This window comes from Streptomyces sp. 1331.2, assembly GCF_900199205.1.
GTDB lineage: Bacteria > Actinomycetota > Actinomycetes > Streptomycetales > Streptomycetaceae > Kitasatospora.
On sequence record NZ_OBMJ01000002.1, the window covers coordinates 244,411 to 256,894 of the forward strand.

The following is a 12,484-nucleotide window of genomic DNA, read 5'->3' on the forward strand; positions in this document are numbered from 1 at the left end:
CGCTACACCCGGGCGGTCAGTCTGGCCACGCAGGCGGCCACGACGGCCGGGGTGACCTCGCTCATGTGCTCGCGCCAGCCGACGTTGGCGTTGACCTCGCAGATCGTGAACCCGCCGTCCGCTTCGAAGAGCAGGTCCACGCCCGCCACCGCCAGGCCGAGTGCCTGGGCGGCACGGACGGCCAGTGCCTCGCCCTCGGGGTGCAGGCCGGGGCAGAGCACGGAGGTTGCGCCGAGCGCCACGTTCGACCTCATTCCGCCGTCGGTGGCGGAGCGGACCTGGGCCGCGACGGCCCGGCCGTCGACCACCACCACCCGCAGGTCACGGCCGTGCGAGTGGGAGACGTACCGCTGGAACAGGTAGGGGGACTCCGCTTTGAGGCTGCCGTGGACCTCCCGCAGCATCTGGGTGTCGGGGGCCAGGAACACCTGCCCGCCGCGCTGGCCGCGCACCGACTTCACCACCGACGGCACGGAAACCCCCGCCGCGATCACATCCTCCAGCTCCGCGTGCGTGTAGCTGCGGGTGTCGGGAACGGGAAGACCCGCCAGGGCCAGCTGTTGCAGCTGCCAGAACTTGTTCGCCCCCGCCAGCACCGCCTCCAACGGGTTGAGCAGCACCGTGCCCATCGCCACCAGATGACGCAGCAGCGTGCCCTCCCGGTCGGTGCTCAGGCTCGGGGACGCCAGCCGGGCGTAGACCACACCCGGCGCCTCCAGCAGGCAGCCGTCCAGATCCCGCAGCGTCAGCTTGCCGCCCTCGATCCCGAGCAGCAGCTCATCGGTGCGCCACACGGCGAACCGGCCGGGCAGCGCGTCCTCAAGAGCCGTGGTGAGGCCGGCGACGACGCCGTTGTCCAGCAGCCCGGGCCCGGTCAGCAGCCAGCACTGGGCACCTGTCCGGCCGCCGAGCCGTCGCCGCTCCGAGGCATCACTCACCGTCACCACAACAACTCCTCCCCTGGCCCAACCGGCAACCCTGCGATGCTCACACCCGACGCCCGGCAGGGCCGGGCATTGGCCCGGGCAGCGGCGCGCCACGCCGACAATCGGGTCCAGGGCCCGTCTTCAAACCCCCGCCTGGGGGCCGACGCCGGGGCACGCACCTCGCCGCGTTGTCGTCGGTCGCCAATGCGCTGCATTGGGCTCCCTCCTCCGCCTTGCGATGCACGCACCCCAACGCCGCCCCGCCCGCCCTCCGGGCGAACGACGGGGGTTTGAAGACGGGCCCTAGCCGAGAGGCCGCCCGGCCTGCGGCCGGACAGCTCTCAGCAAGATCTTCATCGGCCTTCTGGCGGTCGACCTGCCAGGGGAGGGCTGATCGGGAGGGTGAGCTCTCACTCCTTGGGTAGCTCGCCGCGTCGTAGCAGTGCCCGACCCCTGCCCGCCGCCTCGGTGCTGTTCCGGGGGCGGCGGGCTGGTGCTGCTATCCGAGGCCGGGGACGAACTGGATCAGCAGGTCGATCGCCTTGATGCCGAGGAAGGGCAGGATGAGCCCGCCGAGGCCGTAGACCCGCAGGTTGCGCCGGAGCAGATCGGTGGCGGAGGCGGGCTGGTAGCGGACGCCGCGCAGGGCGAGCGGGATCAGGGCGATGATGATCAGGGCGTTGAAGATGATCGCGGAGGCGATGGCCGAGGTGGGGCTGTGCAGTTCCATGATGTTGAGGTGGTGCAGTCCGGGGTAGGCGTTCGCGAACATCGCGGGGATGATCGCGAAGAACTTGGCGACGTCGTTGGTGATCGAGAAGGTGGTCAACGCGCCGCGGGTGATGAGGAGTTGTTTGCCGACCCGGATGATGTCGATGAGCTTGGCCGGGTTGGAGTCGAGGTCGACCATGTTGCCGGCTTCCTTGGCGGCGGGGGTGCCGGAGTTCATGGCGACGCCGACGTCGGCCTGGGCGAGGGCGGGGGCGTCGTTGGTGCCGTCGCCGGTCATCGCGACCATGTTCCCGGCGGCCTGTTCGCGCTTGAGGTGGGCGAGCTTGTCCTCCGGGGTGGCCTCGGCGAGGAAGTCGTCCACCCCGGCCTCCTCGGCGATGGCCTTGGCGGTCAGCGGGTTGTCGCCGGTGACCATGACGGTGCGGATGCCCATCCGGCGCAGTTCGGCGAAGCGTTCGGCGATGCCCTCCTTGACGACGTCCTTGAGTTCGACCACGCCGAGTGCGCGGGCGCCGTGCCGGTCGCGGACGGCGACCAGCAGCGGGGTGCCGCCTGCTTCGGCGATGCGGTCGACGAGCGGCTTGGCCTCCATCGGGAGCCGTCCGCCGGAGTCGACGACCCAGCGGGCGACGGCGTTCGCGGCGCCCTTGCGGATGAGGCAGGTGGTGCCGTCGGGCCAGGTGAGGTCGACGCCGCTCATCCGGCTGTGGGCGGTGAACGGGACGGGCTGCTGCTCGCCCAGTTCACCCGGGGAGCGTGGTGGCACCCAGTACTGACGGTTCGTCAGTTCGACCAGTGAGCGTCCTTCCGGGGTCTCGTCGGCGAGGGAGGCCAACTGGGCTGCCTCGGCAAGCTGTTCGGTGGTCGCGCCGGGCAGCGGGTGCAGGGCGACGGCGCGGCGGTTGCCGTGGGTGATGGTGCCGGTCTTGTCGAGCAGCAGGACGTCGACGTCCCCGGCGGCCTCGACGGCGCGGCCGGACAGGGCGACGACGTTGCGCTGGACGAGGCGGTCCATGCCGGCGATGCCGATCGCGGAGAGCAGGGCGCCGATGGTGGTCGGGATGAGTGCGACCATCAACGCGACCAGCACGATGGTGGTCTGGGGTGCGTTCGCGTAGATGGCCATCGGCTGGAGCGAGACCACGGAGAGCAGGAAGACGATGGTCAGCGAGGCGAGCAGGATGTTGAGCGCGATCTCGTTCGGCGTCTTCTGCCGGTTCGCGCCCTCGACCAGGGCGATCATCCGGTCGACGAAGCTCTGCCCGGGCCGGGAGGTGACCCGCACGACCAGGTGGTCGGAGAGGACCTTGGTGCCGCCGGTGACGCCGGTGCGGTCGCCGCCGGACTCCCGGATGACGGGTGCGGACTCCCCGGTGATCGCCGACTCGTCCACGGTCGCCACGCCCTCGACCACCTCGCCGTCCTGCGGGATCACCTCGCCGGCCGACACCAGCACGATGTCGTGCAGCAGCAACTGCTCGGCGGGGATGACCTCGTGGCGCAGGTCGCGGGTGCCGACCCGCCAGTGCAGCAGCCGCCGGGCCGTCGTCCCGGCCTGGGCACGGCGCAGCGAGTCGGCCTGGGCCTTGCCGCGTGCCTCGGCGACGGCCTCGGCGAGGTTGGCGAACAGCACGGTCAGCCAGAGCCAGAAGCTGATGACCCAGGCGAACACGCTGGGGTGGATGACGGCGCTGATGGTGGTGAGCGCCGAGCCGGTCTCGACCACCAGCATCACCGGGTTGCGCATCATCATGCGCGGGTGGAGCTTGCGGACGGCGGCGGGCAGGGCCTCGGACAGCTGCTGGCGGGTGATGAGCCGACGGCGCCCCTTCGGGCCGGTGGGCCGGTGGCTCGGGTGCTGCGGTGGCTCCTCGGGTACGGGGTCCGGGCGGCGGAACCAGTTCTGCTGGTCGGGGGTGGTGTCCGGTGGGGTGAGGGCCGAACGGCGCATCGTCTCGGGGGACCTTCCGGGCCGCCCGGGAGAGGGGCGGCGGTTCGGGGAACGACGGGGGAACGCCGGACAGCGAAGCACCGGAACCTCGCACGGCATGCCGCCTTGACGGCGAATTGGCGTGCGCCGCCGCTTCCTTGACAGCTCCATGACGCCCCGTCGGACGCGTGTTCGTCAATGTGTGCCGGCCGGGCCCGTCAGAGCTTCGTCAGGGAAAGTGATCCGGCTTGCCCCGGGGTGGCGAGGACGGCTTTGATGGAGGGCATGCACCGCTCGACACGCCACCACGACCGCCCGCCGCATAGCCGGCCGCGGATCGTCGCTGTCGCGGTCGTCGCCGCCGGCCGGTAGGACCGAGCCACTACCCCGCTCGCCGCCGGCCGCGGGCATGGTCCGGGTTCCGTTCGTCCGGCCCGTGCCGATCACCGCCGTCCGTCCCCTGTCCCGACCGGCTCCGGGGGGCCAGGGGACGGACGAGCCTTCCCTCGCAACACACCCCTCTCGCATCGGCGGCCCCGGTGGCGAGCGGCTTCGTGCCGCGTCGCCCCCGCACCCCGTCGATGCCTTTTCACCCTTGGATGGGTCATGTCCGACGCTGTTCTTTCCGCCCGCACCGCCCTCGTCACCGGCGCCTCGTCGGGGATCGGCTGGGAGACCGCCCGGCTGCTCGCCGGGCACGGCGCGACCGTGCTCGTGCACGCCCGCACCACCGCGGAGGCGGAGGACGCCGTGGAGCGCCTGGTCGCCGCGGGTGCCCGGCGAGACCAACTCGTCGAGCTGGCAGCCGACTTCACCAAGCTGTCCGAGGCCGCGATGCTGGCCGGCACGGTCGTCAAGCACTACCCGGCACTGGACCTGCTGGTGAACAACGCCGCCGCGATGGCACCCGAACGCTGCACCCTCACCGACGACGGCAACGAGGTCTCGCTGCAGGTCAACTTCCTGGCCGCGCACCTGCTGGCGAAGCTGCTGCGCGCCCCGCTGTCGGCGGCCGGCGACGCCCGGATCGTCAACGTCTCCTCCTCCCTGCACCGCACCGCCTCGATGAACTGGTCGGATCCGCACCGGGTGAAGAGGTACTCGCGGGTCGCCGCGTACGCGCAGTCGCAGCTCGCGCTGACCATGGCGACCGCGGACATGGCCCCGGCCGGCTCCGGCATCACCGCCGTCAGCGTCAACCCGGGCCTGTGCGACACCGCGCTGCTGCCGCTGTACGGGCGGGTCGGCGCGCCGGCCGCCGAGGGCGCGGCGGCCGTGGTGCGGCTCTGCCTGCCGGAGACGGCCGTCGCGAACGGCGCGTACTTCGACGGTGGCGTCATCGCACCGACCGCGGCCGTCGCTCAGGAGGAGCGCTCGCTGAAGCGGCTGGCCAGGCTCGCCGACCAGCTGGTCGGCCAGGCGGCCTGAACCGTCCCGAACCTCCCGCGTTCCGAGAGAAAGAGCACGATGTCCAAGCGCGCCCGTAAGAAGAAGGCCCGGCGTCAGAAGAAGGCGAACCACGGCCGCAAGCCCGGGCAGTAACCCGACAGACCCACCCGGTGCCGCGTGCCACCGGCACCGGGTGCACACCTTCGGCCCCTGAGGCCCGCCGTCCGGCTGTGCGGACCGGCGACGCCTCGGGGGCCGAGTCGTTGTACGGGGCGTCAAGATCGCATCAAGGTCGATGCTGCCGACATCAAGGGTGTGTAGGAAGCGGAGGACGGTGCCCCGGGGGGCTCCACGATCGTCAGTATCACGATCGAGGAGCCAGGAATGCCAGAAACCACTGTTCCGACCGTAGCGGCCGAGCCCGAGCCGCCGGACACCGGCGTGGGCGACGAGCGGCACCGGCTCAGTGCGCTCGGCGGGCTGGCGGCGCTCTCGCTGGACGCGATGGCCTCGGTCGCGTACGGGCCGGAGTCGATCGTCCTGGTGCTGGCCGCGGCCGGCGCGTACGGGCTGGGCTTCACGCTGCCGGTGACCGTGGCGATCGCCGTGCTGCTGGCGGTGCTGGTGGCCTCCTACCGGCAGGTGATCGCGGCGTTCCCGGACGGCGGCGGCTCCTACGCGGTCGCCAAGGCGCACCTGGGCCGTCGGACGGCGCTGACCGCGGCCGCCTCGCTGGTGATCGACTACGTGCTGAACGTCGCGGTCTCGGTCACGGCCGGCGTGGCCGCGCTCACCTCGGCCGTGCCGGGCCTCTACGACCAGCGGGTCTGGCTCTGCCTGGGCGTGCTCGCGCTGGTGACCCTGGTGAACATGCGCGGGATAGCCGAGTCGGCGCGCTGGTTCATGGCACCGACGGCGGTCTTCGTGCTGTCGATCCTGGCGATCATCGTGGTCGGCCTGTTCCGGGACGGTCCGGCCAGCACCGCGGCGGCCGCCGGGCACGCCTCGTCGCTCGCCGAGAACGCCACCACCGTGGGCGCGCTGCTGCTGCTCAAGTCCTTCGCGGCCGGCTGCTCCGCGCTGACCGGCGTGGAGGCGGTGGCCAACGCCGTCCCCTCCTTCCGTACCCCGCGGGTCAAGCGCGCCCAGCACACCGAGGTCGCGCTCGGTGCGCTGCTCGGCGTGATGTTGATCGGGCTGGCCGTGCTGATCGGGCGCTTCCACCTGCAGCCGGTCGAGGGCGTCACGGTGCTCGCCCAGCTCGCCGACGCCTCGCTCGGCCACGGCGCCGGCTTCTACGTCGTCCAGTTCGCCACCGTGGTCCTGCTCGGCCTGGCCGCCAACACCTCCTTCGGCGGCCTGCCGGTGCTGCTCGACCTGCTCGCCCGGGACAACCACCTCCCGCACGTGTTCGCGCTGCGCGCCGACCGCCAGGTGTACCGGTACGGCGTGCTGTTCCTGGCCGCGGTGTCGGCGGCGCTGCTGGTCGGCTCCGGCGGGGACGTCAACAGCCTGGTACCGCTGTTCTCGATCGGCGTCTTCGTCGGGTTCACCATCTGTCAGGTCGGCATGGTCCGGCACTGGTTCCTGCACCGGCCGGACGGCTGGCGGTGGAAGGCCGCGCTGAACGGCTTCGGCGCCATGCTCACCGGTGTCGCCACCCTGGTCGTCACCGGCACCAAGTTCACCGAGGGCGCCTGGGGCATCGTGATCGCCCTGCCCCTGCTGGTGGTGTTGTTCGAGGCGGTCCACCGCAGCTACGGGCGGATCGGCGAGCGGCTGGAGCTGGGCCGGGTGCCCGGCCCGGTGACCCGTCAGCGGAGCCTGGTCGTCGTCCCGGTGACGGCGATCACCCGGCTCACCCGGGACGGCCTGTCGGCGGCGCTCTCGCTCGGCGACGAGGTCATGGCGGTCACCGTGGTGCACGAGCCGACCGCGGCCGAGGCGCTGCGCCGGGACTGGGAGCTGTGGCAGCCGGGCGTCCCGCTGATGGAGATCCCGGACGACCACCGGCGCCTGGGGCGGCCGATCGCCGACTTCGTCAACGAGCTCGGGTCGGAGCACGCCTACGACCGGCTGACCGTGCTGATCCCCGAGGTGGAGCCCGCCCGCTGGTGGCAGCGGGCGCTGCAGAACCGGCGCGGCGCCGTGATCGACCGCGCGCTGCGCCGGCACACCGACGCGGTGGTCTGCCGGCTGCGGATGCGGATGTGAGCAGGTGAGAGCTGCGCCGGCAGGCCTCATCGAAGCCGTCGGGGGGCCGCTTCCGGGCCAGGATCGGCGACCAGGACCTGCCTGACCGACCACGAGGACCAGAAGACGCTTGGCGTGTGGACCGTCGACGGCTCCGCCGAGCAGCAGTGGACGATCTCCCGCTGAGGTGGTGCCAAGGCTGCGTCAAGACGGCCGTCAGCCGCGTCAAGGAACCGTCAGGGTAGGCGGACGGGTGTTCGGCCGCACCTAGTGTGAGCTGCGAGGAAACGGTTCGCTGCCCGGGCGTGGGGCCTGGCGGCGGACCGTTTGCCGAACCCCGACTCCCGGCGGGTTCCTCCGGGGAAGGTTCGGCGGCCAGTGAAAAACAGGGGGAGGGGGCGCGCGGCGATGCCAACGGGAACGTCGGGCGGTACGGCTGTCATGGGGAGAACGGTCGCGTCGGACACGGCGCGACAAGAGCCAGCCGCACCACCTCCCGCACCGCGCGCCCCCCGGCTCCGGCCCGGAAGCTCCTGGCGCAGCCGGGACTGGTGGAACACACCGCGCCTGGTGCGCGGGCTCACCGGCCTCTGCCTCGGGGCGCTGATCGTCGCCGGCACGGTGACCGCCGGCGTCCTGGGCGGGGCCCGGGACGGCACGGACGTCATCGGCCACCAGGCCGCCCCGCAGGTGGTGCGCTCGGCGGACCTGTACTTCGCGCTCAACGACATGGACGCCCAGGCCGCCAACCTGCTGCTGTTCGGCGCCGACCCGGACTACACGGCGCTGCGCAAGGAGACCCTGGACAGCTACGAACAGCGGCGCGCCCAGGCCGACACCGACCTCCAGCGCGTCACGGAAGCGGTGGCCGGCGACCAGGGCGGGCAGCGGGCCGTGCAGACCGTCATCGGCGAACTCGGCCGCTACGAGGCCCTGGTGGCCCGCGCCCAGCTACTGGAGGACCAGGCCCACGCTCCGGCCGGCCGCCCCTCGGCGGACGCCCTCGCGGCCTACCGGCAGGCCACCGACCTGCTGCGCCAGCACCTGCTGCCCGCCGTCGACGACGTGACCAAGGCCAACACGGCCGTCGTGGAACGCAACTACACCGACCAGCGCGACGCCCTGGCCGGCGGCTGGTGGTGGATCCTGCTCACCGGTCTGCTCGCCCTGGCCGGGCTCGGGCTGCTGCAGCGGCTGCTGGCTGTGCGGTTCCGGCGGCTGGTGAACGTGCCCCTTGCCGTCACCACGGTGCTCACCGCGGTCGGCCTGGCCACCGCGCTGACGCTGGCCTCCCGTGCGGACCACCACCTGGTGGTCGCCAAGAGCAACTCCTTCGACTCGGTGATCGCCCTCAGCCGGGCGCGCGCGGTCGCGTACGACCTCAACGCCGACGAGAGCCGCTACCTGACCGACCCCGCCCGGGCCGCCGCCTACGAGCAGAGCTTCCTCGACAAGACCCAGTCCCTCGCCCGGATCGACGGTGCCACGCTCGCCACGTACAACGACCGGCTCGCCGCACTGGCCGACAAGCACCGGGCCGACACCGGCCAGGTCGGCTTCGGCGGGTACCTCGGCGACGAACTGCGCAACATCACCTTCGCCGGAGAACAGGACGCGGCGGAGCGGGTGCTGGCCGCCTTCCAGCAGTACCAGCGCGACGACCGTAAGATCCGCGAACTGAACGCCCAGGGCAAGCTCAAGGAGGCCGTCACCTTCAACACGGGCCTCAACCCTGGCCAGTCCAATGCGGACTTCGGCGTGCTCAGCGCCGCACTGGAGGACAACCAGGCGATCAACCAGGGCGCCTTCGAGGGAGCGGTCGCCGACGGCGACGACGACCTCGACACCACCACCGCGGGCCTGGGTGCGGCCGTGTCGGCGGTGGTGCTCGCGCTGACCGCGCTGGGCGTGCGGCCGCGCCTGCGCGAGTTCGCCTGACCACAGTGTGGCGCGGGCTTGTGCCCAGTGATTCTGCCCTGCCACTCCCCGCTAATGCTCCGATAAGATGACCGCAGGTGTGCCGGGAAGCCTGGTCGGCGCGGGGGATGACTGCGGCGATCGGCGGCGGTGACCCCGGTCCTTGCGATGGGGTCATTTCCGCTGATGCACGTTGTGGCGATCGTTCTCGTCCTGGTGGTCCTGGCCACGACCGTGGCCACCTTCGCCGGGCGCCTGCGGGTGCCCGCGCCGTCGCTGCTGGTCCTGGCGGGCATCGGGGTGGCGCTGATACCCGGCGTCCCCGCCCTGCACATCCCGCCGCAGGTGATCGGCATGGTCGTCCTGCCGCCGCTGCTGTACGCCTCCGCCGAGGAGCTGTCGCTGCGGGACCTGCGCACGGTGTGGCGGCCGGTGACGATCCTCTCCTTCGGTCTCGTCTTCGCCTCCGCCGCCGCCGTCGGTTTCGCGGCCGTCGCCGTCGCCGGACTGCCGCCCGCGATGGCCTTCGTGCTCGGCGCCGTGCTCTCCAGCACCGACCCGGTGGCCGTCACCGCGCTCGGCCGCCGACTGGCCCTGCCGGGACGGCTCCAGGTGCTGGTGCAGGCGGAGAGCCTGTTCAACGACGCCACCTCGCTCGTCCTGTTCAAGGTGGCCGTCGGGATCGCGGTGGCCGTCGGCGCCTCGGTGAGCGTGCCGGCGGCGGGCGGGGAGTTCCTGCTGCTCGGCGGGGGCGGCAGCGTGGTCGGCGCCGCCGTCGCGGGCCTGGTGTGGCTGGTGCGCCGCCGCACCACCGACCCGGTGCTGGAGACGGTGATCGCGCTGGTCACCCCGTACGCGGCGTACGTCCTCGCGGAGTCCGCGCACACGTCCGGCGTCACCTCGGTCGTGGTCGCCGGGGTGCTGCTCGGGCGCTCCGGGCACCGGCTCACCGACGCGCACATCCGGCTGCAGCTGCACGCCGTGTACGCGGTGGTGGTGTTCCTGCTGGAGAGCATCGTCTTCTCCATCGTCGGCCTGGAACTGCCCACCCTGGTCAGGGAGCTGCCCCCGGGCACCGGCTGGTGGCCGCTGCAGGCGCTCGCGCTGGCCGCCGTCCTGATCGCGGTGCGGGTCCTCTCCACCCTGCCGCTGACCCGCGCCGTCAAACCCAGCCAGGGCCGCGGGCGGCTCTCCTGGCGGGTCGCCGGGGTGGTCACCTGGGCCGGCACCCGCGGCGTCATGCCCCTCGCCGCGGCCCTGTCCATCCCGCTGCTCGCCGACGACGGCACCAAGCTCACCGGACGGCCCCTGGTCCTGGTGCTGACCACCGCCGTCGTCGTGTTCACCCTCGTCGTCCAGGGCTTGACCCTCGCAGCCGTCGTCAACCGCTCCGGCCTCGCCCTCGAACCCGAACACACCGCCCGCGAGGAGGACGACACCCGCGACGCCCTCAACCGCGCCGCCCTCCACCACGTCGAGAACCTCGCCGAACTGGAAGCCGTCCCCGACACCGCCCTCGACCGCGTACGCCGCGCCCTCACCGCCCGCCTCGACCGCACCCCCGAAACCCCCGACGGCACCACCGCCGACGCCGCCTACCGCCAGCTGCGCCACGAGGTCATCGCCGTCCAGAGCACCGAACTGCACCGCCTCTACGACGAGCACCGGATCAGCGACACCACCCGCCGCCGGCTCCAGCACGACCTAGACCGGGAGGAAGCCGCCCTCGGTACCCCGTGACACCGCCGGCGTCGACCGGGCACACCGGGAGGGGGACTCACCGGTGACGGCCCGGAGGAGCCGTTCGGCGGTCCCCGCTCCACCTGGGGCGCCCGGCCGGCCTCCGGCGCCGTGGCAGTGGACCAGCCTGCCTCAGTGTGCGGAGGCGGCCGTCTCCGGGGTGCTCGCCCGGGTGACGGGGGCCGCGGTGGCCGGCTTCGGGTTGAGAAGCCGTAGGGAGTGGACGGGGGAATGCGCGGACTCACGCGAATGCCACGGGCCAGGTGGCAGACGCCCACACCGTGACGCCCGAGGTATGTGTCGCCGCCATAGAGATGGCACTTCGTCCTCCGTAGCGTGTCGCGCACTGGAGCCGAACGAGGAGGAGTGACCGCATGCGGAGGAACGGACGTGGTGGGCGGAGACGTCTGGGCTGGCTGCTCGCGAGCGTACTGGCGCTGATCGGTGCGGCCGTTCCGGCGGGGTCGGCCTCGGCGGCGGTGCCGTCCAACCTGACGCTGGAGGCGACCTACAGCAGTGTCGCCAACGGCTGGGACCGCGTCGAGCGCTACCTCGACACCACCCCCGGCTTCCGCCAGGAGCAGTATCCGCCGGACGGCCGCGGCAACCAGGACGGCCAGCGGCTCACCTTCTTCGGCGGCGTCAAGCAGCCCTTCTCCGGCCGTTTCCTGCTCTACTCCGCGCCGGGCTGGAACACCGGAGCGCACCAGGTCCCGGTGCTGCTGGTGCACGGTGCCAACGACAATCCGGACCGGGCCTGGGCCAACCCCGGCGAGTCCGGCGGCTACGGCTGCGGCGCCGCCTCCTGCCCGGGCACCGGGCTGATGCAGACGCTGGCCGGGCAGGGCTACCGGGTCTTCGCGATCGGCTTCGCGCACAAGCAGGGCGACAACCTGATGCAGGCTCAGGAGGTCGGCGACGCGGTCGCGTTGATCCGCGCCAAGCTCGGTGTCCCGCGGGTGGACGTGGTGGGCTGGAGCAAGGGCGAGATGTCGGCCCGGGCCTACGTTTCCTCGGTCAAGCCCGCCTGGGGCCGCCCGTACGCGGGCGACGTGCGCAAGCTGATCACGCTCGGCGGTCCGAACGGTGGCTACGACTATCCCTTCGCGCACGGCTGGGCGCACGACTTCTCGATCTGGCCGCAGTGCGGTGGTGCGGTCAACGCCCCCTCCCCGCAGCTGCACATGACCTGCTACGGCACCTACACCGCGCACCCGGAGTTCTCCTTCACACCGACGAGCGGCTACGACGACTACCCGGGGCAGCGGCAGATGCTGGCCCGCTGGGACTCGGCCTTCGGCGTCGACCAGACTCAGCAGGACTGGTACACGACCTACTACGGCGGGCAGGGCTTCTACACCGACGGCGGCGGCATCCAGGCCGCGATCGACGCCGGCTCGCTGATCGCCCCGCTGCACCAGGCCGGGGTGCCCTCCTCGGTCACGGCGTACCTGCTGGCCGGCGGCACGCCCAACGTCCTCGGGATCTTCAACGAGGACCGTGGCCCGAGCGACGGCGTGGTCTTCGTGGCCAGTGCGCTGGACACCACCGGTTTCGGCACCGTCGGCGGCACCACGCTGATCGCCTCGGCCAACCACCTGGAACTCGGCTGGGACAGCGCGGCGAGCGCGCAGGTCGCCGGCTGGCTGAACTGAGG

The 12,484-nt window shown here is 72.3% G+C and carries 8 protein-coding genes; 6 read left to right on the plus strand and 2 right to left on the minus strand.

Annotated elements, in window-relative coordinates:
• Nucleotides 1–2 precede the first annotated feature (2 nt).
• Together CRP52_RS34220 and kdpB are read right to left on the minus strand one after the other, a co-directional pair.
• Entirely contained in the window at nucleotides 3–944 is a 942-nt protein-coding gene (locus CRP52_RS34220; protein WP_179853122.1) for a RimK family alpha-L-glutamate ligase, read from the minus strand.
• A 481-nt stretch (nucleotides 945–1,425) separates the two neighbouring features.
• Nucleotides 1,426–3,609 carry a potassium-transporting ATPase subunit KdpB gene (gene kdpB, locus CRP52_RS34225; protein WP_097240727.1) on the minus strand — a complete coding sequence of 728 codons (2,184 nt, stop codon included), beginning with the start codon at nucleotides 3,607–3,609 and terminating at the stop codon, nucleotides 1,426–1,428.
• A 585-nt stretch (nucleotides 3,610–4,194) separates the two neighbouring features.
• On the opposite strand from kdpB, the gene CRP52_RS34230 reads away from it, so the two are divergent.
• The 6 genes from CRP52_RS34230 to CRP52_RS34250 all read left to right on the plus strand — a co-directional run bounded on the left by CRP52_RS34230 (nucleotide 4,195) and on the right by CRP52_RS34250 (nucleotide 12,482).
• The gene (locus tag CRP52_RS34230) at nucleotides 4,195–5,016 is read left to right on the plus strand and encodes an SDR family NAD(P)-dependent oxidoreductase (RefSeq protein ID WP_097240728.1); all 822 of its coding nucleotides are present in this window, start codon (nucleotides 4,195–4,197) and stop codon (nucleotides 5,014–5,016) included.
• A gap of 39 nt (nucleotides 5,017–5,055) precedes the next feature.
• Nucleotides 5,056–5,130 (plus strand): 50S ribosomal protein bL37, encoded by a 75-nt coding sequence (locus tag CRP52_RS40960; protein ID WP_373560585.1) that lies wholly within the window; start codon nucleotides 5,056–5,058, stop codon nucleotides 5,128–5,130.
• Between the two features lie 231 nt (nucleotides 5,131–5,361).
• Nucleotides 5,362–7,191, plus strand: coding sequence for an APC family permease (locus tag CRP52_RS34235; RefSeq protein WP_097240729.1), 1,830 nt, complete (start codon nucleotides 5,362–5,364; stop codon nucleotides 7,189–7,191).
• A 549-nt stretch (nucleotides 7,192–7,740) separates the two neighbouring features.
• Nucleotides 7,741–9,108: a hypothetical protein gene (locus CRP52_RS34240; RefSeq protein WP_097240730.1), complete on the plus strand. Its 1,368-nt coding sequence runs from the start codon at nucleotides 7,741–7,743 to the stop codon at nucleotides 9,106–9,108.
• A 165-nt stretch (nucleotides 9,109–9,273) separates the two neighbouring features.
• Nucleotides 9,274–10,827 (plus strand): Na+/H+ antiporter, encoded by a 1,554-nt coding sequence (locus CRP52_RS34245; RefSeq protein WP_097240731.1) that lies wholly within the window; start codon nucleotides 9,274–9,276, stop codon nucleotides 10,825–10,827.
• Nucleotides 10,828–11,201: 374 nt separating this feature from the next.
• The gene (locus CRP52_RS34250) at nucleotides 11,202–12,482 is read left to right on the plus strand and encodes an esterase/lipase family protein (RefSeq protein WP_097240732.1); all 1,281 of its coding nucleotides are present in this window, start codon (nucleotides 11,202–11,204) and stop codon (nucleotides 12,480–12,482) included.
• Nucleotides 12,483–12,484: the final 2 nt, after the last annotated feature.